The sequence below is a fragment of the Nocardia arseniciresistens genome (assembly GCF_046764875.1).
Classification (GTDB): domain Bacteria; phylum Actinomycetota; class Actinomycetes; order Mycobacteriales; family Mycobacteriaceae; genus Nocardia; species Nocardia arseniciresistens.
Genome location: NZ_JBKORD010000009.1, coordinates 14162 through 36570 on the forward strand (window position 1 = coordinate 14162; position 22409 = coordinate 36570).

The 22409-nt window shown below is 66.1% G+C and carries 17 protein-coding genes; all 17 read right to left on the reverse strand.

The window, feature by feature from the left end; all coding sequences use genetic code 11:
- Positions 1 to 68: 68 nt before the first annotated feature.
- The 17 genes from ACLMAJ_RS17695 to ACLMAJ_RS17775 all read right to left on the reverse strand — a co-directional run bounded on the left by ACLMAJ_RS17695 (position 69) and on the right by ACLMAJ_RS17775 (position 22403).
- Positions 69 to 1373, reverse strand: a complete 1305-nt coding sequence (locus tag ACLMAJ_RS17695) for a cytochrome P450 (protein WP_412014820.1) — start codon at positions 1371 to 1373, stop codon at positions 69 to 71.
- A gap of 863 nt (positions 1374 to 2236) precedes the next feature.
- Positions 2237 to 5182 carry a helix-turn-helix transcriptional regulator gene (locus ACLMAJ_RS17700; protein ID WP_412014821.1) on the reverse strand — a complete coding sequence of 982 codons (2946 nt, stop codon included), beginning with the start codon at positions 5180 to 5182 and terminating at the stop codon, positions 2237 to 2239.
- A gap of 526 nt (positions 5183 to 5708) precedes the next feature.
- Entirely contained in the window at positions 5709 to 9752 is a 4044-nt protein-coding gene (eccCa, locus tag ACLMAJ_RS17705; protein WP_412014822.1) for a type VII secretion protein EccCa, read from the reverse strand.
- A 15-nt stretch (positions 9753 to 9767) separates the two neighbouring features.
- Positions 9768 to 11243: a type VII secretion-associated serine protease mycosin gene (mycP, locus tag ACLMAJ_RS17710; RefSeq protein WP_412014823.1), complete on the reverse strand. Its 1476-nt coding sequence runs from the start codon at positions 11241 to 11243 to the stop codon at positions 9768 to 9770.
- The gene (gene eccD, locus ACLMAJ_RS17715; RefSeq protein WP_412014824.1) at positions 11240 to 12700 is read right to left on the reverse strand and encodes a type VII secretion integral membrane protein EccD; all 1461 of its coding nucleotides are present in this window, start codon (positions 12698 to 12700) and stop codon (positions 11240 to 11242) included. Before eccD ends, mycP begins: the two co-directional genes overlap by 4 nt.
- A gap of 55 nt (positions 12701 to 12755) precedes the next feature.
- Positions 12756 to 14171 carry a type VII secretion protein EccB gene (eccB, locus tag ACLMAJ_RS17720; protein WP_412014825.1) on the reverse strand — a complete coding sequence of 472 codons (1416 nt, stop codon included), beginning with the start codon at positions 14169 to 14171 and terminating at the stop codon, positions 12756 to 12758.
- Between the two features lie 90 nt (positions 14172 to 14261).
- Entirely contained in the window at positions 14262 to 14564 is a 303-nt protein-coding gene (locus ACLMAJ_RS17725; RefSeq protein ID WP_412014826.1) for a hypothetical protein, read from the reverse strand.
- A 17-nt stretch (positions 14565 to 14581) separates the two neighbouring features.
- Complete coding sequence (locus ACLMAJ_RS17730; protein ID WP_412014827.1) at positions 14582 to 14929, reverse strand: WXG100 family type VII secretion target; 348 nt, start codon at positions 14927 to 14929, stop codon at positions 14582 to 14584.
- 61 nt (positions 14930 to 14990) lie between these two features.
- Positions 14991 to 15770: an ESX secretion-associated protein EspG gene (locus ACLMAJ_RS17735; RefSeq protein WP_412015061.1), complete on the reverse strand. Its 780-nt coding sequence runs from the start codon at positions 15768 to 15770 to the stop codon at positions 14991 to 14993.
- A gap of 5 nt (positions 15771 to 15775) precedes the next feature.
- Complete coding sequence (locus ACLMAJ_RS17740; protein WP_412014828.1) at positions 15776 to 16756, reverse strand: PPE domain-containing protein; 981 nt, start codon at positions 16754 to 16756, stop codon at positions 15776 to 15778.
- A gap of 47 nt (positions 16757 to 16803) precedes the next feature.
- Complete coding sequence (locus ACLMAJ_RS17745) at positions 16804 to 17121, reverse strand: PE family protein (protein WP_412014829.1); 318 nt, start codon at positions 17119 to 17121, stop codon at positions 16804 to 16806.
- Positions 17122 to 17152: 31 nt separating this feature from the next.
- A complete protein-coding gene (locus ACLMAJ_RS17750; RefSeq protein ID WP_412014830.1) occupies positions 17153 to 18316 on the reverse strand; it encodes a hypothetical protein in 1164 nt (387 codons plus the stop codon).
- Between the two features lie 95 nt (positions 18317 to 18411).
- The gene (locus tag ACLMAJ_RS17755) at positions 18412 to 18723 is read right to left on the reverse strand and encodes a type VII secretion target (RefSeq protein ID WP_412014831.1); all 312 of its coding nucleotides are present in this window, start codon (positions 18721 to 18723) and stop codon (positions 18412 to 18414) included.
- Positions 18724 to 19137: 414 nt separating this feature from the next.
- A complete protein-coding gene (locus ACLMAJ_RS17760; RefSeq protein ID WP_412014832.1) occupies positions 19138 to 19440 on the reverse strand; it encodes a YbaB/EbfC family nucleoid-associated protein in 303 nt (100 codons plus the stop codon).
- Positions 19433 to 19783, reverse strand: a complete 351-nt coding sequence (locus ACLMAJ_RS17765) for a hypothetical protein (RefSeq protein WP_412014833.1) — start codon at positions 19781 to 19783, stop codon at positions 19433 to 19435. The genes ACLMAJ_RS17760 and ACLMAJ_RS17765 overlap by 8 nt, the downstream gene beginning before the upstream one ends.
- Entirely contained in the window at positions 19780 to 20589 is an 810-nt protein-coding gene (locus tag ACLMAJ_RS17770; RefSeq protein WP_412014834.1) for an ESX secretion-associated protein EspG, read from the reverse strand. The genes ACLMAJ_RS17765 and ACLMAJ_RS17770 overlap by 4 nt, the downstream gene beginning before the upstream one ends.
- Entirely contained in the window at positions 20586 to 22403 is a 1818-nt protein-coding gene (locus ACLMAJ_RS17775) for a WXG100 family type VII secretion target (protein ID WP_412014835.1), read from the reverse strand. The genes ACLMAJ_RS17770 and ACLMAJ_RS17775 overlap by 4 nt, the downstream gene beginning before the upstream one ends.
- Positions 22404 to 22409: the final 6 nt, after the last annotated feature.

Consider the following 22409-nt stretch of genomic DNA (forward strand, 5'->3'; position numbering starts at 1 on the left):
TCCACCCAGCGGGACGCACCGAGTATCAGATGGAGCCGGCGGAATGCGTCATACCCGGTGGCCCGCCGTCAGCTTCCCACCAAGCGGTCGAGGCGGACGACGAGTGGGCGTGCGGCGACGAGGGTGAGCAAGGCGCTGGGTTCGATGCTCTTCCCGGATATTGGAACGAGCCGATGGCGCTGCAGAATCATCGCGATCGCGAACTGCATCTCGGCCATGGCGAAAGTATTGCCGATGCAGAGCCTGGGGCCGGCGCCGAACGGGTAGTAGCCCGCCGGATCGCCCCTCCCATTGTCGAGCTCGTTGAAACGGTCCAGATCGAACCGCTCGGGATCGTCCCAATATTGCTTGTGCCGGTGCATGAGGTACGAACACCACAGGACGTTCGTCCCGGCGGGAATGGGATAGCCACCGATCTCGTCATCCTCCCCGGCCTGCCGGAATATCTGCCAGGCCGGTGGATACAGGCGCAATGTCTCTTCGATGACGTGGCGGGTGTGGACCAACCAGGGCAAGTCGTCCATCGTGGGCCGGCGACCTCCCAGGACCTGATCTATCTCCGCGCGCAGCCGTTGCTCGACCGCAGGGTGTCGGCCGATCAAATACCATACCCAGGTGAGCGTGCTGGCAGTGGTCTCATGGCCGGCGAACAGCATCGCGAATACCTCGTCCCGAAGCTCTGTATCGGTCATGCCTACCCCGGTGTCCGCGTCCTGGGCGCGCATCATCATGGCCAGCAGACTGCCCCGGTCGTGTTCGTCTTGCCGGTGCCGGCGGATGATCTCGTAGGTGACCTCGTCCAGCACCCGCTGGGCGCGGTGGAAGCGGCGGTGCCCTGGGGTCGGGACCGAGAGCGGCACCAGCGGAAACTGTACGTAGGCCGACATTTCTCGGGTCGAGGTGGCGACCGCGTCGGTGAAGCGACGGGCCATTGCATCCGCTGGGTCCATGTCGAAGAGAGCGCGCACGACGATCCGCAGTGCGAGACGGCTCATCTCGGCGCGCACATCGAGATTCGCGCCGCCCACCGACACCTGGTGCCAGCTGTCCAGGACGGATTTGATTGTGTCGGTCATGAGCTCGCCGAAGGTGGCGATGCGCTGGCGATGGAAGGCTGGTTGGAGGAGTCGTCGCTGACGCAGCCAGCCCGGTCTGGCCGCCATGAACAAACCGTTGCCGAACAGCGCACGCGCCAAGGTGTAGGTCCGGCCGCCCCGATCGTAGTTGCGCTGGTGCCGCTTGAGTATGTGATCGACGTCGTCGGGGTGGTTGATCAACATGAACGGCATCCCGACCAGATCGACGGAAACGATGTCCCCGTACTCCTCGACCAGCTCGGACAGATAAGCCAATGGCGACCGTTGAAATGCCAAGGTCGGCCTTATCTTCCCGCGTGGACCGGGCGGGCGGAGGAACTGTTCGGATTGTGGCGATGCCCACGACGCAATCGGCATAGTAATTCTTCTCTGTTGGAATTTTCGAGCCGACTCAATTATTCGATCGCCGGACCTGTCCGGCCAAGTAGGGAGATCCCCACACTTCGCCGATCGAATGGACAGAGGCACCTATCTGCATCGATGTGGGGTGGCGAATCTTCCCGTCAATTCGATTGAAATAGTAGGGAGTTCCCTACTGCTCACATTCAGGCGCATGCAACCAGACTTGTGGCCCAACCAATCCCACGGTTCCTGGCAGGCAGCAGAAATGAATGTTCACCACATCGGCGCGGGCGGTGCGGATCACTTGTGGTATTCCGTTCCACCCGAATTGCCGCACGCGCCGTCGACCGGAAGCACCTCCGATGCGGAGCGCATCGTGGGACACGCAGGAGCTACCGCCAACCGTTCTGGTGCGCACCACGTCCGGGCGATCCGCAGCACAGACCTCCCGGTCGGTGCGCCAGCATGTCATGACCGAAGCACGCGCGGGGGTGCCGGTGCACCCGCTGAGCACGGGCAGGAACCGGGGCATGGACTCATGCTCTCCGGTGGTCGACGGATGCACCATCCTCGACCCGAGTTGCCATCCGGACACTCGATCCGGACCTGGGCTACGCCGTGGTCGAACCGGGGCGTCACCAGCAGAAACTCGCGGATCCGCTCGAAGGCACGCCGTGGATGTCGAGTATCTGAGCGTTCATCGTCTCGATCACCGTGGTGGGGACCGCCGAGCGCGTGAATCCATACCCGCTGCAAGGGGATTCGCGCACCCAGCTGAGCCGCGGCCACGGCTGGAATCACGTGAGCCGCTGCGCCTGTTCGGCGGCGAGGGCGGCGAGTTCGGTTCGGGAGGAGACCCCCAATTTGGTGAACAAGCGGTTCAGGTGTGCCTCTATCGTCTTCTCGCTCAGGTAGAGCTCTTTGGAGATCTGGCGGTTGGTCATACCGAGCACGACACGGCTGATGATCTCGGTCTGGCGTTCCGTGAGCGTGCTGAACCCGACGGCTGTCGCCCGGGATCGACTGCGCCGGCCCGAGGTCTGGCGCTCCCCCACCCGATGCAGGGCCAGACGCGCGCGTTCGGCAAGCCGCTCTGCGCCGAACGTCTCGAATGTCGTGAGCGCACTGTCGAATTCGTGTCCGGCTGCCGTCTCATCACCTCGGTCGGCGAGAGCGTGGCCGAGCAGCAGTTGTGCCCGAGCGGCCTCCACCACGGTTCCGCTGATCCGGTATTCGGCGACGGACTGCTCCGCACTCGCAAGAGCGGCATGGGCGTCATTCCGCGCGAGGAGGACACGAGCCCGCGCGTAGTGGGCATCGCCGATGCGCATGTGCAGGATCGGCGCGGCTTCGGCGATGTCCTCGATCTGCCGACTCACCTTCTCCGCGGCGTCGATTCGTCCGAGCGCCAGTTCAGCATCGACGAGGGGGCGAAGGAAGTGCGGCATGGACGTCACATTGATCATGTCGAGGTAGTCGCCGGCGTACCCACCGAGCTGGACGATCTGCTGGCGGCCACGCCGATATTGACCGGCCTCGATGAGCAGACCTCCGTACACGAGCGGCGCGTGCCACGAGTTCATCCCGGTGGGAACCTGCGCACCCGTTCGGACGCTTTCGGCACCGGCGACGAGCGCCTCACCGGTGCGCCCCAACAGCGACAGGCTCCAGGCACGACTCGCCCCGGTCATCGCGACCATCGGTAGATCGTCCAGCAGCAGAGCCGCTTCCACGGCGTCGTCGGCCGCCGCAAGAGCTCGCTCGAGCTGTCCCTGCAGCAGAAAGGCGAGGGCCTTGAGATGCGCGAGCTCGACCAGAGGCCGGCTGTGCCCGGTTGTGTGGCACAGCCGGATTCCCCGGTCCGCATGTTCGACCGTCTCCTTCCAGCGCTCGAGACACGTTTCGGCCAGCACCACATCGGTCAGCCCATTGAGCAATGTGGGCGCGACATCGCTGTCAGCAAGCGAATCGAGCGATTTCACGGCCTCGTCGAGATCGACTTGCCCACGCAGCAGTACGTCACCGGACTGGTTGATGCCCAGATAGGCCGCCGCCGCGGTCGACAGGAAGTACAACCGCGGATCATCGAGCGTGCGGACCGACTCCCGGATCTCCGATGCCACCACCAGCGCTCCGGCCCAGTCGCGCATCATCAGATGGTTCTTGACAAGTTCCAATTTGAGCGCGGCCGCCCCCACACTGTCGGGAACCGCAAGCGCCAGCGCGCTCGTCAGCAGACGCCGGCCCTCGGCGGCGTTGCCGAGGCCCTGTTCGGTTACGGCGAGCATGGCCATCATCCGGGCACGGTCCGCGGGTGCGGCGGGCGAGACGAGTTCCAATGCGTCCCCGACTACTTCCCGGCTCTCCCGGAGACGGCCGGAGGCATTCAGCGCTTCGGCCAGCGCCGTCATCAGCGCCATTCGCCGCTCGGCGGAAGCACCGGTCGGCAGCAGACGCAAGGCGGCCCGGAACCATCTGGCGGCGGCGACCGGGGCCCGCGGCGCGACGACGGTCCCCGCATCGGTCAGCACAGCGACGGCCGCTTCATCCCCCACGGTGCTGCTGCGCTCGAGGTGGTGCGCGCGCAGCGTGAGGGTGGAACCCCGGTTGGCGAGCGCTTCGGCGGCCCGTTGGTGCGCCTGTCTTCGCCATCCATATCCGCTTCGCTCGTAGACCGCCCGGCGGATCAAAGGATGCCGGAAAGCAAGTCGCCCCGGTATTCCGGAATCGTGGACGAGCCCGGTCTCCATCAGCTCGTCGGTCACACGGCCCACATCGGCCTCGTTCAGGTCGGCGATCTCGGCCGCCAAGTCGAGGTCGAAGGGTTCACCAACGACGGCAGCTGCCTGCAGCAGTGTACAAGCGCTCGGTGACAATGCCCGGACCTCTTGTTCCAGGGCGGCCTGGATGATCGCGGGAACTCTGCTCGCCGTATCGGCGCCAGATTCCGGCGAGCCGGGCCTGTGGTCGGCACGTATCCGGACACGGGAAAGTTCTTGCAGGTAGAAAGGATTGCCCCCGCACTCACGATGCAGGTCGGCCAGCTCGGTTTCGTCGCCGTCCCCGGTGAGTAGCTCGACGGTCTCGCGCAGCGACAACGGCCCGAGTTCCAGCGACATCACGGTGTTTTCGTACGCGGCTCGGAACAGGGTGGTGGCATGCATCGACGGCAGCTGTCCGGAGCGATGCGCCAACAGAACGACGCACCGCTGCACAGGGTTTCGCAGCAGGTGCGCGATCACTTCGAACGACGCATGGTCGGCCCAGTGCACGTCATCGAGTACCAGTAACAGCGGCCGCCGTGCCGCCAGTTTCTGCAGCGCGACCCGCACACTGCGGTGAAGGCGGTGGCGTTCTATCCGAACAGGTGGCGCCAGTGGTGATACCGCATGCTGATGCAACGACGGCAGTACCCCGCCCAGCTCCGACAAGGTCTCCGCGCCGAGCGCGGTCATCTCCATCCGAGACAACAGTCCGAGCGGTTCATCCAACGCGTCGATCAGGACGGTATACGGAATCTCACGTTCGAGCTCCGTGCCGCGGCCATCGAGCACCTGGACGCCCCTGGTGATCGCTTCCCGAGATACCTCCTGTACCAATCGAGTCTTGCCGATTCCCGGTTCCCCGGTCACCGCGACTACGGCGGTTCCTCCCTGTTGTGCGACATCCAGCGCATCGTTGAGCTTGCGCATTTCATCGACACGGCCTACCAGCGGCCGAATGAATTCTCCCGGCGACCTCATGGCACCTCCAAGCACTGACAGCGTGAATCACTAAGTGTCTCTGCAAATTTCGGCTGCATTTTAACCAGTAGGACCGGCGGTGTCTCGGCATCGATGAAGGTGGCACGCAATCTGTTCCCGGTACCGCCAGAAATAGGGAATCGCTACTGACAATTCGCCGCGTTGTGAGCAAATCGACTGCTGTAGGGCATAATTCGGTCGCGTCGTTACAGGCGCAAAATTCCGCATCAGAGACCCACTCGACGTCGGCCAGGTAACTCCTCGCTACTCAGGCGACGGCGGAACATTCTGGTACGCCGACGTATTCGCGCAGCGGGCGGATTAGCGCGTTGGATCCGCGGCGCCCGGACGTAGTTCAGCGCTCTCTTTCTGTGCCAGTCGTCCTTCCCGACCGACCCAGAAATGCAGGCTGTCGTCGCGGTCCAGAATCTCGCAGGTCACCGACGCATCCGCGGCCACGTGGTATTCGTCGTTACAGTGATCGATCCTCGGACGACGGCGGCCGACGCAGCAGAGTCCGACACAGTCACAGCGGTGGCAGATAGCTGATCTGGACCATTTCGGTGTCGTGACTGCGCGAGACGAGATGACCGCGGCCGGGAGGCAGCTTCGAGGACCGGATGCCGTCGAGAATGACGCCCTCGTCTTTCGGCGCGCTCATCAGGAACGCGTCCACCGACATGTCCTTGAGCGGGCCGAGCACCGAGTCGTACAGGGCGCGGCTGGCGCCGCCCGCGCGGCGGGCGATGATCACGTGCAGCCCGATGTCGCGGGCCTGCGGCAGGAGTTCCAGCAGGGCCGTCAGCGGGTTCTGCGACGACACCATGTCGTAGTCGTCGACAACGACATAGATTTCCGGCCCGGACCACCAGCTGCGCTCCCGCAGGTCCTGCGGGGTGATGCCGGGTCCTGGCACCCGCTCCTCCAGGTATTCGGCGACTTCCTTCAACATGGGAACCGACGTTTGCGACGACGTCGCGTACCCGGCGAGGTGGTCGCCCTCGACGACGCCGAGCATGGTGCGCCGGTAGTCGATGAGAATCACCCGCGCCTGCTCCGGCGTGGTCCGCTCGACGACGCCCTCGACGATGTTGCGCAACGCGGTCGTCTTGCCCGCCTCGATGTCGCCGAAGATCAGCAGATGTGGCTGGGCGTCGAAATCCAGCACGATCGGCTGTAATTCGGACTCACCCATCCCGATCGCGACCCGGGTCGCTCCCAGATCCGCGCCGTCGGCTTCCGCCCCCGCGATGACTTGGACCCGGTCGACCTGCGCGGGCAGCATCCGCACCGCAGGGGCCCGGCAATCGCCGTAAAGCACGGACAGCTGTTGCGTGGCCGCGGCCACGCCGTCGGCGAGCATCTCGGGCTCGAGCTGGGAATCCAGGCGCGGCAACGCAATCAGCATGTGCAGCCGATCCGGTGTCAACCCTCGGCCCGGGTGTCCGACGGGCACGTGCACGGCGACGCGGCGGTCCATCTCCGAGTCCGACGGATCGCCGAGCCGCAGCTCCAGCCGGGTTCCTATCTGGTCCTTGACCACCGGACGTATCTCCACCCAGCGGGACGCGCCGAGTATCAGATGGAGTCCGTACGAAAGCCCCTGCGCGGCGATCGCGTTGACGAAGCCCTCCAGGGGTTCGAATTCTTCGCGGAATGCGGCCCAACCGTCGATCACCAGGAAGACATCGCCGAACAGGTCTGCCGACAGCGGATCCGCCGCACGTTCGTCCGCATTCATCTGCGTCGAAGCGGCTTTGCGCCTGCGAAAGTCGGACATATTCTCGATGCCGAGCGCCAGGAACCGCTCCTCTCGCTGCCGCATCATCGTGGTCAGCTCGGCGATGGTGCGGCGCACCCGATCCCCTTCCAAACGGCCCGCCGTAGAGCCGACGTGCGGCAACCCGTTGAGCGCTGCGAGCGAGCCACCCCCCAAGTCGATGCAATAGAACTGCACCTGATCAGGGGTATGCGTGGCGGCCGCTGCCATGATGATGGTGCGCAGTGCGGTCGACTTGCCTGCCTGCGGGCCACCCACGACTGCGATGTTGCCCTGACCACCGGACAGGTCGATGGTCAGCACGTCGCGCTTCTGCTCGTATGGCTTATCGATGACGCCGATTGGCATCCACAGCTGCCCATGCCGGTTCTCTGGCGACTGCCAGTACGGGTCGGGCAAGAGCATGTCGACCGACGGCGAGACGTCCAGGGGCGGCAGCCACACCTCGTGTGCGGGTCGGCCGTGCCCGGTCAGTCGCTCCACTATGACCTGCAGCAGCGTCTTCTCCTGGCCACCGTTCGTCTCGGCCGACAGCATCGCCTCCAGCTCGTCGAGATCGGGCAGCTCCGCGGTCGCGGTTTCCGGCTGGTCCCTGACCTTCACCGGCGACGCGGTGAAGATCTCCACGGGCTGCTCGACCACCGTTCCGTCCGCGGCGCGCCGCGCGCCGCGGGGCGGGACGTATGGGCCGGACACGTAGGTGGTGTTGAACCGCAGCGGATCGTCGGCATCGCTTTTGAGGTAGGCCGCTCCCGGCATGCTGGGCAGGTGATACGCGTCGGTGATGCCGAGTACCTGGCGGGACTCGCCGGCCGAGAACGTACGTAACCCGATCCGATAGCTCAAGTGACTGTCCAGGCCGCGTAGCCGGTTCTCCTCCAGCCGCTGCGATGCCAACAGCAGGTGCACCCGCAGTGACCGGCCGAGCCGCCCGATCATCACGAACAGGTCGGCGAAATCCGGCTTCTGAGCGAGCAGTTCGGAGAACTCGTCGACCACGACGAACAGTGTGGGCAACGGGTCGAGAAGGGCGCCGCCTATGCGGGCCTTCTCGTACTCGGTGACGTTGGCGAAATTGCCTGCGGCGCGCAGCAGTTCCTGGCGGCGGTTCAGCTCCCCCGCCAGTGCGTCGCGCATGCGGTCGACCATCGAGAGCTCTTCCTCGAGGTTGGTGATGACCGCGGCCACATGCGGCAGCGGGTCGAGGCCGAGGAAGGTCGCGCCGCCCTTGAAGTCCACCAGGACCAGATTCAGCAAGTCCGGTGAGTGGGTGGTCACCAGTGACAGAACCAGCGTGCGCAGAAACTCCGACTTGCCGGACCCGGTGGCGCCGATGCACAACCCGTGCGGTCCCATGCCGTTCTCGGCAGACTCCTTGATGTCGATCTCGACCGGTGAGCCGTCCGGTGTCACACCGATCGGGACCCGCAGCCGTTCTCGCGCACTGCGCGGCCGCCACACCGCCTGCGGGTCGATCTGGGCAGCGTCGTTGATCTTCAGCAGCGCCAGCAGCCCGGGGTCGGCGCCGGTGTCGTCGCCGAGGTTGACGATCTGGGCGGCGGTGGCTACGTGGAAGCGAGCCACCGCGCGCGCGAACGCCTCGGCCTCGGTGCGGCTCACCACGTCCGTGGTAGCGAACTTCTCCACGCCTCCGGCGGATTTGGCCGCGACCATACCGTCGTGGGTGGCCACGAGCTGCAGTCCACGGCGCACCGCGAGACCAGTCTGCGGGGCCGTCAAATCGATGATGGTGACCGAATCCAGGCCCGCGTCGCTGATGATCCGCTCGGTGCCGTTCACGTATCCGTCGTCGATCATTATCACGACGTGGATTCGTCCGGCGGTGGGTTGGGCATTGCGCATGAAGCGGCCGCGTTCCAGAAGTTCCTCCGACAGCGCGGTTTCCAGCTCCGCCAGTGAGTCGAACATCATGCGCGCTGAGCCCATTCCGTCGCGCAGCGCCGGATGCTGGAGTTGTGGAAGCCATTTCGCCCACGCCCAGTCCGACCCGTCCGGGTCGGCGCAGACGACGGCCAGGGCAAGGTGGTCGGGTCCGTGGAAGGCGCACAGCTGTATCAGCATCGACCGCAGCAGCTTTCGGGTGAGGGCTCGGTCGCCCTCGATGTTGATCGCGGGGAAGGCACGCAACGACAAGGCTGTCGGCAGCCCGTGCACCACGGAGTGGGTGCGCACGAACCGCCGCAGCGCCACCGTCGACACCGGCTCCAGGTCCTCCACTGGTCCGGTTTCGGGGCGGGCCAGTTTGGAGGCGAGGCGGTGGCTACCGACGCCCATGCGGACGTGTCCGAAATCGGGATCGTTGGGCCTGCGCTCCCACATCCGCCGCGTGCCGACCAACGAGTACAGGTCCGCCGGATGCGGATGCGACCACTCCAATGCCTCGCTCTGCACCACCGTGGTTTTGCGGACATCTTTGCGCAGCTGGTCGAGGTAGCGGAAATAGTCTTTGCGGTCCTCGTTGAGTTCGGCCGCGCTCTTGTTCGCCCCCTTGCCGAACGCGCCGCCGAAGAACATGCCTCCCATCGACATCAGCATCATCACCGGGAACATCATGCTGAGCGGATTGCTCAGCAATGACCGCGCGCCCGAGGTGATCATCAGTGCGATCATGCCGACGACGGCGACGATCATCACCACCGGCATCAGTTTCATGAGCAATCCGCCCGGCACCGGGCGCGGCAGCTCCGGTGGCGGGTTGAGGATGACCTCGGCGCCGGGCGCGCGAGGCGGGGCGATCCGGGCTAGGCGCACAAAGCCTTCAGTGCTCACGGGGTCCTCTCGGCTTCAGTAGTCGACGTTCTCGGAGAGCTTGCGGCGGCGAGAATCACGCCGGTAGGGAATCGACATGGCGTAGCCGACACCGAGCACCCCGAGGCAGGCGAGTGTGCCGACAGCCGAGATCTGTTTGGGCCACGGGTCTTCCCGAGCGAGCGGCGGCGGGGCCGCGACGGGTTTCGGGAGGGTCGCGCCGACCTCCACCGGTTGCATGGGCAGCTGTGCGGTGAGCGCCGCGACCGGGTCGATCATGCCCGCGCCGATGGTGTCGTCACGGCCGGCGCCGGGTGCGTGCGCGGTGCGGATTATCCGATCCATCACCTGCCGCGCGGTCAACGCCGGGAACCGGGACCTTACCAGCGCCGCGACGCCGGAGACGTAGGCGCTGGAGAAACTGGTGCCGTCGATAGGGTGCAGTTCGCCTTTCTCCCCCGGCGTCGCATTGACCAAACCGATTGCGCCGGGCCCACTGTCGAGCGAGATGATGCCGCGGCCGGGTGCGGCGACGGAGACCCATGGGCCATGGATGGAGAACGGCGACCCCGCGCCATCGGCGTCCACCGAGCCCACCGACAGCACATACTGGCTGAACCACGCCGGGCTGGCCACGGTTTTCGCCGCGCTCCAGCCGACGCCATCGTTCTGGGCCTTGCAGGGGCCGTTCTGCTGGAGGTTGCCCGCGGCGGCCACCACGACGACGTTGCGGTCGTTGGCGAACTTCACCGCCGCGCCGAGCGCCCCGTCATCGACGGGCTCTCCCGCTGCGGCACAGGCGACTTCGGAGATATTGATGACCGTCGCGCCCATTTCCACCGCGTGTACGACGGCTAACGCGAGCGTCAGCACGTGGCCGTAGCCACTGCCCGCGAGATCACCCTGCTGCTGGCGGCGGTTGAAGTCCTTCGCCTCGAACGCCAAACTCAGCTGCCGTATACCGAGCACCGCCGCTTCCGGCGCAACCCCGGAAAACCCGTCGCCGGGACTCGGCCGCGCCGCGATCAAACCTGCCACCAGCGTGCCGTGGCCGTCGCAGTCCGCCAACCCGTCGGAACCAGACACGTAATCCCCGCCGGCAATCAGGATCGGAAGGCGCGGATGGGGATTCACGCCGGTGTCGATCACCGCCACCGTCTGGCCGTAACCGCGGCTGAACTGCCATGCCGCGGCGAGATCGAGTTGCCGCTGCGCAAGTGGCACGGTGCGCGGCGGCGCTCCGGTGAGCACGGGACGCTGGCACACGGACTTCTGCTCGGTCTCCTCCGATGGCCGAGGCGGGAGGTTCGGTGGGGGTAGCAGGCCCGGATCGATGACCGGCGGAACGATCGTCGGTGCCGGGAAGGCCGCTGCCGGGACGAGGGCGGATCCCAGGACGAGAGCGAGTGCGGCGACCAGCGTCGCGAGCGTGCGCAGCCGAGGAACGTCCGCGGCAGCACAGGCAAGCTCACGCGCGAAACGGCATAACTCGCGGGGGGACGGGGTGGTCATATGTTTCGCGCGGCGGAGTAGAGGTCCGTGGTCCACACGACGAGCGGGATCATGGCGATGATCAGACCGTATTCGAGGAGCTCCCCGGCGCGACGGGTCACGGGGGAGATATCGGTGGATGGCCCCGCGACCCCGATGAACACCGCCGCCGCGGCCAGCGCGAGCAATGCGACCGCCGCGGGAATCAGCGCGCTATGACTGCCGAGACCGAGTCCTGCGGCGAGCGCGATCAGGGTGAGGCTGCCGCCGCCGATCAGGGTGCCCGCCTGAGTGAAGTCGGCGTAGAACCGCCCGCGCAGACACAGAACCAGTCCGGCGACAGCGGCGAGCCCGATGCCCTGCCAGTGTCGGGAGTCGAGCGGGTCGGCCGCCACGACCGCCCCCGCGAACGCGGCGAGGGTCGCGCCGATGATCATGCCGGATTGGTATTGGTTTGCCATGCGGGCGCGTTCGGCCAAACCGGCCGCTGACGGCAGCGCGGTTGCGCCGATCGCGCCGATGCCTTCGATGGTGGGGCGCGGTTCGTGGTCGGCGGGATCGATCGCGCCGCCCGCCGTCGGCACCGGCGGCACGGGAAGTTTCGCGGCCGACCCCGCCAACTGCGCCGATGGCGTGATGAAGGTGACCGCGGCGACCAGCACGCCCGCGGCGACCTTCGTGGCGTCCAGGTCCAAGGCCATCATCAGGCCGGCGGCCACCCCTCCGAACACGACCGTCGTCGCCACCGCAGCGAACAGCGTGGCGCCGACACCGGTCATCCGATAGGCCGCGGCGGCGACCACCAGCGTTGCCGCGCACGCCAACAGGGCATGGGGACTGCCGATGTCGCCAGGCACAAGCAGTGCAATGCCTGGGCCGAGCAGCACCAGCGCGCACAACGACAGCGCGGTGGCGACAGCGGTCGAGGCATAGCGGCGGGCCGTGATGACCGCGGCCGTGAACGCGGCGATCCCGCCCGCCATCGCGACCGCACCCGCCCCGAGAGAGGAACTCGACAGCACCAGCAACACCAGCGCCTGCACCGACGCCGCAAGCGCGACAACAAGGCCCGCCCAGCGTGCCGCACCGTCGTTCCAGCCGCTGAACGAGGTTTCGGTCAGCCGTGCCACCGCGTCGATGACGTCGTCGAACAGCGCGGGCACTTCTTTCGACCGGACCGACCGCAACACCAGCAGCTCACCGTCGAACACTTCCGCTTCGGTGAGTGTCGATTCCGGCGGAATCGGTTCGCGCCCCAGCCTCGCCAGCGTCCAATGCCGGGATACCACCGGGGCGGCCTCTTCCGGCTCCGTCAGGTCGGGGTTGCGCGATTCGATCAGCGCCGCCACCTCGCCGATGAACACCCCGACCGGAACCGACGTCGGCAGTCCCAGATCGAGCTGGGTGTTGCCGCCGATCACACTGACGCGGCACACCTCATGTTTATCAGCACCTGGCCCATTCAGCACAGAATCCATCGCTTCTCCGGTTCGTCGGGCTGTTCGGGGGAATATGAGTGTCCACGCTCTCGAATCAGGGCCCCGGGACCGAGTCATAGGCCATCAGAGCTTGGGGCCGGGCGACAGTTGGGCCGGGGACCAGTTGGCCGATGATCTGCCACGGGGCGGGTTTCGGTTTGTCGCCCAAGCCCAGGATTTCGGCGGTGGCCATGTCGGGAATGCCGTATCGGATGCCCGTGTCGGCGATGTAGTACAGCGAGTCGAGGCGCACACTGCCCTGCTCGATCCCGGTGACCCGCACGAACTCTCCTGTACTCGGCTGGATGTAGGCAGCGTCGATGCGGTCGGCATCCAAGCCGGAGCCCACCGACATCGCGGGCTTGGCGGCGGCCGGTAGCGGCCAGTCACGACCGGCGAGCAGCGTCAAGGTGGCGTCGTGATGTGCGTCGAGCTTGGCCCAGGAAGCGCACGTCACCGGGAACGTGTCGGAGGCAATGATGTTCGGCCGGGTGGCCGGGAACTTGTCCATCGGCAGCGTGCTCACCACCGGTACGCCGCGCAGCGTGTCGGGCGGGACCGCCGCAATGTCGCTCATGCCAAGGGAGTCCGCATTGCGGATGACCTCGGCGGCAAATGGCGAGACCCGCTGGATGCCGGTGGGCACCACCACATACAGCTCGGTCGCGGTGACGCCGGCCACCTTGAGCACAGCGCCGACCTTTGTGCCGGGCACCTTCCCCGGTGCGCCGACCTCCGGGATCGCGGGCGGAGCCAGCGCGGGCACTGGAACGGCGGCGTTCAGCAGCCCAGCGCCGATCGGGCGCGGCTCGATGTCGTGCAACTGCATGGAACGGACGATCGCATCGTTGCCCAGGTCTATCTCGGCGCGTTTACCGTCGTACAGCAGATAGGTCTTGCCGCCCGCCGACACCAACAGCGCCTCGTCCGAGGACAGCGCGCGGATCGTGTCGCTCATCTTCGGGTCCCCGGCTACGGCGAGCCGAGACACCCCATCGAGCGGGGTCGTGGAGTCGCACAGGTTCCATACCGATCGATCACCTTTCACCGCGGGGCCGAGCAACGTGCTCGGCGCACCGGGGATACCGAGCATCGGTCCGCGCGGCAGCGACGACAGCTTGGACTCCTTCACCGAGGTCGGCTTCTCCGCCGACTCGGTGATCAACCGCGCCGACGCCAAATTCAGCGCCGGATGCAGCACCCCCTCCTGCACCACGAACAGCGCGCCGCTGTCCTTGCCGACGATGATCTTCGCGTCGCGGACGGCGCCCTGAGGTTTGAGTAATCCCAGAATCGCGCAGCCCGCCAAGGCGAGTGTCGCCAATACCGCGCCGACGACCATGGACCGGAACTGGGCGCGCATGGGGTCGTGCAGCATGCGCACATCGCGGCGCACCAAGGCGTGCTGAATGCGTTTCAGTAGGAAACGATAGCCGTTGACCTGGGCTCGGGTCGTAAGCTGCGCGGGCACAATATCTCCCTTGGAAGGCACGCTGATGAATGTCGACTCGTGCTGTTCGATATGTATCGAACAGCACGAGTCGACGCCTGACATTGCTCACTAGAGGAACAGGTCACCGACCTTCTTGTCAGTAAGGAACGCGCTCGCCCGTGCCGTATCGACACTTTCCGTGGCGTCGGCGAGAACGGCGACAACGCCACCGAGAGACTGGGCGAAATTCTGGTACGCAGTGTCGTAGGTCATCGCACCCTCGCCATGCCAGGCCGCGTGCAGGTCCTTGTTCGCGCCCTCGGCAGCTTCGCCCTGCGCAATCAGCTGATTACCATAGGTTTTCAGCTGCGACAGCAAAGCCTGGATTTCACCGTCGTTATATATAGTGAAATCGATATCGTTGGCACCCATTGCAATTCTCCTTCGTGTCAGGATCGGGTACTAGCACCCAGGTTGGTGAGCGGCGCGCTGATCTCATCCGTCTGGATTTTGCTGAACAGACCACGGTTGTCAGCTTCCATGCCGCCATACTTCTTGAAGCCGGCCTCCAGGCTGTTGCTCAACTGGGTCAACGCGGTGTCAAGCTTCTGCAGCGACCCCTGAAGTCTGGTGTGGAAGTTGTTGAACTCCCCTCTGGCCTCACCAGACCAGCCTGTGTGGGTAGCGACGGTGTTCTCCATGTCGCGCGCTGTCTTGTGGAGCTGAGGGATCACGTCGGCCATGTTGCGGACAGCCCCAGGGAACCTGGCGTTGTCGACAAACGTCTCGTCTGCCATGGATCTACCTTTCTGATGTTCTGGTCTCTCTAGATAGTTGGTGCGTAAGCTTCTCCGACCGTTAGGACATCCACCTTTCTCCCGGTAGGAACCCGATCAACGCGGAGATGCTCTGCGTCACACGGTGGTCCGTGCCGGAGGCGAAGGTGGACCACGTCCTGCCGTCGGTGGTCCGGGTCGGTCCGGCGACAATTCGGCCGTGCGTGGTGTCATAGACCGCGACGGCGGCGGCGGTTCGGGCTGCTACCCCGTCACGATGGTGGTAAGCGGCGATCTCGGCGTGCGACTGGCATCCGGCCATCGCCATTCCGAATTCGACAGCCTCCCGCTCGGCCAGCCCGAAATGAAAAGCCAGATCGATGAAGTCGCCCGAGCCGCGGGCAGTGTCCATGCGCTCGCGCAGCTGGTCAGCAATCCCGCCGAAGGCTGCAATACCGGCAGGAGTGCCGGGACCGAGAGCAGAGAGAAACGGTCGCGCCAGCGCGGCAGGGTTCTCGTCGCCCCAGATCGATCGAATGTCGAATTCGTCTCCGACGCGGAACGCCACGGCATGTTCGAGGCCGCGGCGCGCCAGGCACACTCGCCGCACCCCGTCTGGCCTGTGAATGCGGGCGACCAGTTGCCGGTCGGGCCGGGCGAGCACGTGCAGCGCGGCAGCGAGCCCGGTATCGACGTCGCCGAAATCGTCGATGACACCGGCGCCGACGAGCCCGGCCCGCGCTTCCTGGCGCACGGTTCGCCATGTGTCGATGCGGTCGTGCGGCTGCACCACCGCGAGCACCACGGGGAAGGTCTGCACGCCAAGCAATTCGGCCACCGTCAGCAGACCGTTGCTGGTCATTGTGGTCACGTGGTTACCTCCGGCGGATCGATCCGGCGCGCACGCGGCACCGCCTGCCCGCCGACGACGGCCGGGGCGGTGTGGTAGCCGGCGTCCAATCCGATCCGGTCCGGATCGCCTGCCGCCGCAGCGGCACCCGCGCCCGGGTGACCGGTGCGCTCCTCCTCCTGCCCGTGCGCCGCGGCCATCAGCGGAGAGACCGACGATAGCGGGGCGATCGGTGCCGGCGTTACGGTGACGGGTGTCGTGGTTTCGACCACGACATGCTCGTTGACGGTCTGCACAATCGCCTGCGCTCGGTAGCTGGTCTTCGCCCGCGGGAAGGCGCCCCGGGGTATCGCCCGTAGTAACGGCGGAGCGAGCGGCGTCGAGATCGGATCGGCCTGGCGCTGCTCGGGCGCGGCATTCTCGGCTGTCAAAGCGATATCGCTGGTGAGCGTCGGTGGCTCCGGCTGCGTCCACGGCTCGGCAAGCGGGGTCGTCGCCTTCTCGTATTCCTGCATCACCCGGGCCGCATGTGCCCTGGCGACATCGGTCTTGTCCTCGATTTCGGCGGACACCGCCTGCAGTGACCCGCCCAGCATATTTCCTTGCAGCAGTGCCGCTTTCATCACCTCAAGGGCGGCCAGTGCGGACGCGCCGGGCATGGCGAGACGAGCGAACTCGTACGCAGCTGCCTGCGCCTCCGCCTTGACGGCGTTGGTGGCCGCCGCGGCGGCCGCCTCTGCGAACCACGTGCCCAGCTCGGAGAGTCGGCCGAGATTCCCTTCATTGCGAGTGGACGCCCACGCCCGGCCGAGCTCGGCGCGGATCAGCTCGTATTCGACAGCCGCCTCACCCAGCCCAGCCGCCAACCGGGCGAACGCCAATCCGGCCTGCGCCATCGGCGCCGCCCCCGCGCCCGTCTCCAGGTCGCTCACGAGCTTGTCCGGGGGCACCGCCTCCCATATTCGGCCGGTGAACCCGGCCTCGTGTGCTTCCGCCATCAATTACCGTCTCTGTCCGAACGTTGCCTCGCGTCGCGGCCGATCCGCTACCCCTGGGTGGTTTTCGGCGTGAACAGCGCGACGTTCTCGGCTTCGGCGTGATCGAAGGATCGGGTGTACGCCCGCAACGTGGCAGCCAGCTTCCGCAGCTCCAGCGTGCCGCGGCGATGAAGCTGCTGGTAGTCGGCGCCGACGGAGTTGAAGGTCTGGGTGGCCCGCCCGGAGACCTCGTCGATGCCCGCGGGTGCCAATGTCAAAGCCGCACGGGTTGACTCCAGGTCATCTTCGAGCCGCGCTGCCAGTGAGTCGAGCCGGGCCGCCACCGCGCGGGTTGCGGCCGGGTCGAGTTGGACGATTCCGTTCATCGGTTCTCTCCTGGATCTTCCGGGTGTCGGCTCATAACGTCAGGGCCTTGTCCGGTGGCTCGCTCAGGTCGTCGGCCACCACGCCCACCACAGGTGTCGCGGCGCCTTCCGCGGTGGCGACGACCTCTTCGTCGAGTTGTCCGGTCACCAGCGGGTTGTGCACCCCGGTATTGCCGGAATCTCCTGTCCTGGCAGCCGCGGCCAACGGCGCGAGCGGCATCATCGGCGAGGCAGTGCGGGCCGTCCGGGTGGCGCTTTCCTCGGTAACTGTTCCGGACGACGAACCCCCGCCACCCGTCGTCGCCGGGCTGGAAAAGCCCGCCACGCGCAGACCGCTGGCCTGATAGGCGTTCAGCGTCCGCTGCTGGACGGCGCCGCCGGCCGCCGCCCCGCCACCGATGCCGCCGAAACCGGCCCGGGACAGCACGCTCGGTGCCGCGGCGGTGTCCTTGTGCGCCAATGGCTCGGATACCGGGGCCGTGGAAAGCTCATGCTCGGATACCTTCTGCTGCAACATTTTGCCGCCCTGCTGCACCATCTGGGTGAGCGGCTGGACGAGCTGCATCACCTGCTGCAGCATCTGCTGCGGATCGCCGCCTCCGGCATTCGGCGCAGCCGTGATCGGCACGGGTTGGCCCGCCGCCTCCAATTCGGCAGTGTTGATACCCAATTGCGCGCGCACTGCCGTCACCACCGCCGCAGACTCCGCAGCCCCTTCGGCCACGACTGCGACGACCGCGGGCGCACCGCCGGGCACCGCCGCCAGAGCCGCCGATGTCGACGCGGTTTTCGCGGCAATCGCGGCTAGCGCCGCATTGCCCATCTGGACCGTGATGGCGGCCTGGGTGACGATCGAGTCGATCGCGCCCGCCTGCGTGGCCACTTCCCCGGCGTTGGCTTGTGCCGCAACGGTTTTGTTCGCTGCCGATTGCGTTCCCTGGCCCGCCATTCCGGACAGCAGCCCGAGCGCCTGCGTGCCCATGGATATGGCCTGGTTCATCCCGCTCGTCACGCTGGAGAAGATCTGCTGAGGGTTTGCCTCACCCATTTCACCGAGCCGGCCGCTGCCGAACTGGCCGAGCATGTCGGTGATCGGTTTCAGCAGCACCGCAGGGTCGAGGACCGGCAGCGGCGGCATCCCGGGCAGCGGCGGCAGCGGCGGGAATTGCGGTAATGCAGAGCCGATGTCGGCCAAAACCTGATCGACCGGACGGCCCGTCAGCGGTGCGGCCGCGACCTGGCGCAGTGCTTCGTGCACCGCCGGGTCCAGCGGTAAGGGGCCGGGCGACGTCATGCCCGCAGCTTCGTGAACTCACCAGCGTTGGCCGACTCGGTGGCCTCGTAGGAGACCGCGGCCAGGCTCGCCGCCACCGACGAGGCGGCGTGCACCTCGGCGAGCTGGCCGACGGCGTGCAGGTGGTTGGCCTGCGCATGCGCGAACGAAGCCAGGAAGTCCGCTCCGATGGGCCCGAACACAGGTGCCGCAGCGGCAATGGTCGCGGCTTGGTCCGCTGCCCCCGCCATGGCGACCGCCGCCGCCTGGGTCGCATTCACCGCGCCGAACTGGCGGAACACCGTGGGAATCACTACGACGTCGCTCAAGGCACACCTCTCTCACCGAGCAGTGGATCGTTGTCTTCGGATGTACGTTGCGCAGCACCCATGGTTCACGGACGTCCTTTCCAGGAAGTCGGTATGAACTCAGGAAGCCGACGAGGGTGCATTCACGACATTTTCATGTGCGAATCAGCCTCTTAATGCTGCGACATCCGGCCACAATCGATCCAGTAGGGATATCCCTACATAAGGTGCCAGTTCCCGACCCCGCGGTAGCGGCGAACGGCCCGCTGGTGTGGTGATCGGCTGCGCGGCAAGCGCAATGGTGCCGACACGCACCGGGCGCGGTGCGCAGCTATCCGGCACCAGGCCGAGCTGACGACGGCCAGGCGACGATTCTCGGTGTCGTGGGCTTGGCATCGCTCTCGATTGTCTCGACCCCGACGCACACCGGTGCGCCTACCTGGCGTTGAACGCCTCGATCAGCGCCTCTTGCTGAGCAAACGCCTTCCGAGCCGCCGACGATGCGGTATCCACGACCATCCGCTCGAATTTTCCCGGCGCCATCGCGGAAATCGCTCCGGATAAACGGAGTTCACGCAATGTGCCATTTCCGTCGACCACTGCGGTGACTTCCCCCTCGGCGGAGGACACCGTCGCACGGATCGCCGCCAATTGCTCACCGAGGCTGGAAAGCTGCTCTGCATGCCGCTCCAGTTGTGCCTGGACGGCGTCCACTCCAGCCGACACGTCGCTACTCATATCCACTCCGAAGCCAACTGCCCGGCTGGTATTCCATCTCGTCCTCGTCCTCGTCCAGTTCGGCGCGTGCGACCTCGTCGGCAGTGGGCAGCCCGAGCCGCGCCATGATCTCCGCGTCGACGCCCGCCTCGGCCAGTTCGGCTCGGCGGGCCAATTTGGCGCGGTCGGCGGCCCGAGTGGTGAGCTTCATGATCTCGCGTGCCACCTCATCGGGGTGACGGCGCAACTCGTCGCGATCGATCGAAATCGCCGTGGGCAGGCCGGTTTCCGTGGCTTCGACCGTGACCGAGCCGGCGCTGGACGTCGCGGCGCCGGTGAAATAGGCGGGTTCGGGTGTGGTCACACCGACCGCCTGAGGGTCCGGTGCTCGTCGTCGATCACCAGTTGCACTTCCTCTATCTCCTCGTTGATGAGATGAACCAAGCGTTTCGCGTCGACGCCCTTGGCGATTCGCGGGTTGTCGCCGACGATCGCATACCTGCCGTCGTCGACGATGTCGCGCCACAACAGCCTGCGATGGACTCGGCCCCGTGGTCCGAAGGACGACTCGCCTTGGACGATCTCGATCACCCCGGCAGCCGACGCGGGCAGGCGCCGAAATACCTCCGCCTGCTGCGTCACCGAGTCCTCATCGTCGTCGCGGAAGCTGGAACGGCCGTAGGAGTAGTCCAAGCCGTTGCTCGCGCCCTCCCGACGTGACGGAAGTTCGGTAGCAGGCCGCCTGCCTGCGTCCACCTGAGGCAGCACGCCCACCACCGCGTCGGCCAGCATTACCGGATCACATGCGGTGACCACGAAACCGCCGGCATGCCAGATGGTTCTGCCTGGCAATTGCTTCACCACGAAGGCCTGGTCACCGCGCCGCGCCGCGTAGATGCGGATCACCGCCGCCGCGTCCTCAGGCGCACGCGGATCGCCGCCCGCGACTCGCACTGCGAGATCCGGGCGGGCGAGCACCTGGAGCAGGTTGTCGATCGTGTCGTCGGATTCGGACGCGAGACGATCTCGTAACCGCCGTTTGGTCGCCTCGTACTCGTCCCCGTCGGTGATGTCAGTAGTGAAGATCAACGGGTCCGGCAGCTCGTCACCGGTCGCGACCTCCCACCGGACGACGAATTCGAGGTCGTCGAAACGCTTTTCGGGCATCATCGGTCGATCACCGCCTTGAATACCATGGGAGGCTCACCCAGCGCCTCATCCAGATGCTCGGCAGACTGCAAATACTTCGGACGTTTATGGTCACTGCCGTTGCCCTTGCCGGCGCCATGCGCGCCGTGCGGCGCGGCGGAGCCCGGAGATCCCGGCGTGCCGGTCATGGGCTGCTGGCCGGGCGCCGGCCCGGCGCGGGGCGGCACAGCGCCCGTAGCCAGTTCTGTACCCGCCCTAGGGAACAGGCTCGCCGGGTAGTCCCGCAAGTGGGTAGGGGTACCTGGTGAACCCGGGCCGGGACCACCACCTGCGCCACCACCGGCTCCCCGGCCGCCTCCGGCGGTCGGGCCCTTGCCTTCGGCCGCGGACAACGCGGAATTCAGCGCCTTGGCCGCCGCATCCGGAAGACGCGCGGCCTGGGGCAGGCCCTGACCGGCCTGCTGCGCGAGATTGCCTGCCTGTTGCGCCATGCCCGCGAGTTGGCCGAGCTGGCTCTGGCCCGCCGGCTGCCCGCTCGGATCGCCCGGACCCGGCAGCTGCCCACCGGGCTGTTGCACGCCTCCCGGCGCCGGGTACCCGGACGCCAGGGCGATATCCGCGCCTACAGCCGGTTGCTCACTCTGCGTCTGGTTTTCCGGCACTCCTGTGCCAATGTCCATGGCCTTTTTCTTGATCTGCTGCGGGGTGAGCTGTTGTTGATCAGCGTTGAGTTTTTGTCGTGGATACTCGACGGTTTTCTTCCGCTCGGCCTCCTCTCTTTTCTTCCGCTCGGCCTCCTTTTTCAGATCGTTCTTGGGAGTTGTCTTCGGGGGCGTGAACTTCGGAATCCGGTCCCGGCTGATCTTGAACCCGTCCAAGTAGGAATTCTTGTAGTATTCGCGGATGCCGGTCAGGGAAGTAAGGAAGTCCCAATAACCTTCACCCCGCACGTGGCCGGTGGTGTCGTCCGCATCGTCACCGTTGTAGACCGGGGTCGATTCCGTCGGCATGCCATAGGGGGTGCTTGCCAACCAACCGGCTGCGAACGCCAACTCGACCCCTGTCGCGAACATGCCTTTGTGTAGTGCCGCCATCTCGGTTTGGAACCTGTCGTGGGCGGCGGTCGCCGCCTTCTGCGACTCGCCCTCCCAATCGGTGAACGCCTTGTCCAGAGCCTTATTGAGGTCTACCAGCAAGTTCTCGATCTCATAGGCGAACGAGATCCAGTACTCCCCGGCCGCGCGGATCGGGTCCGGTTTGACGGACCGACCCAGATCCCACAGATCGTGCCAGGTCATTGCGTCGGCAGGCCACGATTCGACACCGGATTTGCGGTACTGCACACTCGCGTTGCCGGGGACGAACTCCGGCAGCAGCTTATTGTTCTTGTGCCCGTCTCTGGAATTGCGCCCCTTGTCGAACACGTCGGCGACCGCCGTCTGCGCGTTGCTCTCGAACCTCAACTGATACTCCGCCGAAGGGTCGATCCCGAGCCGCCGGAACGCGTTCGCCGTCTCTTCCTCCGCGCTGCCGATCAATTTGGCCGTCACCATATACATCTGACGCATATGTCTCAGCGTGGCCAGATGTTCCTTCAGTACGTCGGAAAGCGCGTCCTTCCGTTCCACGAACACCTGGCCCAGCCGCTCCCCGTTCCTACCCGGGAGCGTTCCGAACCCGACCGCTGGGAAACTTAAAGCCTCACAATTCCCCTCGATCGTCATGAATCCACGTTCCGTCACCGCCACCGCTTGCGCCGCTTTCAACGCCGTATCGTTGCGAATCGAGAACTTCTTGCCGGCCTGTTTCGTCAGCCGCTCCCACACGTCAGCCATCCAGTG

Coding starts and splice junctions, on each gene's coding strand:
- ACLMAJ_RS17730 (WP_412014827.1), bottom strand. CDS start 14,929: ATGGCAGACGAGACGTTTGTCGACAACGCCAGGTTCCCTGGGGCTGTC.
- ACLMAJ_RS17775 (WP_412014835.1), bottom strand. CDS start 22,403: ATGGCTGACGTGTGGGAGCGGCTGACGAAACAGGCCGGCAAGAAGTTC.
- eccD (WP_412014824.1), bottom strand. CDS start 12,700: ATGGATTCTGTGCTGAATGGGCCAGGTGCTGATAAACATGAGGTGTGC.
- mycP (WP_412014823.1), bottom strand. CDS start 11,243: ATGACCACCCCGTCCCCCCGCGAGTTATGCCGTTTCGCGCGTGAGCTT.
- ACLMAJ_RS17700 (WP_412014821.1), bottom strand. CDS start 5,182: ATGAGGTCGCCGGGAGAATTCATTCGGCCGCTGGTAGGCCGTGTCGAT.
- ACLMAJ_RS17760 (WP_412014832.1), bottom strand. CDS start 19,440: ATGAGTAGCGACGTGTCGGCTGGAGTGGACGCCGTCCAGGCACAACTG.
- ACLMAJ_RS17745 (WP_412014829.1), bottom strand. CDS start 17,121: ATGAACGGAATCGTCCAACTCGACCCGGCCGCAACCCGCGCGGTGGCG.
- ACLMAJ_RS17725 (WP_412014826.1), bottom strand. CDS start 14,564: ATGGGTGCCAACGATATCGATTTCACTATATATAACGACGGTGAAATC.
- ACLMAJ_RS17740 (WP_412014828.1), bottom strand. CDS start 16,756: ATGGCGGAAGCACACGAGGCCGGGTTCACCGGCCGAATATGGGAGGCG.
- ACLMAJ_RS17770 (WP_412014834.1), bottom strand. CDS start 20,589: ATGATGCCCGAAAAGCGTTTCGACGACCTCGAATTCGTCGTCCGGTGG.
- ACLMAJ_RS17735 (WP_412015061.1), bottom strand. CDS start 15,770: ATGACCAGCAACGGTCTGCTGACGGTGGCCGAATTGCTTGGCGTGCAG.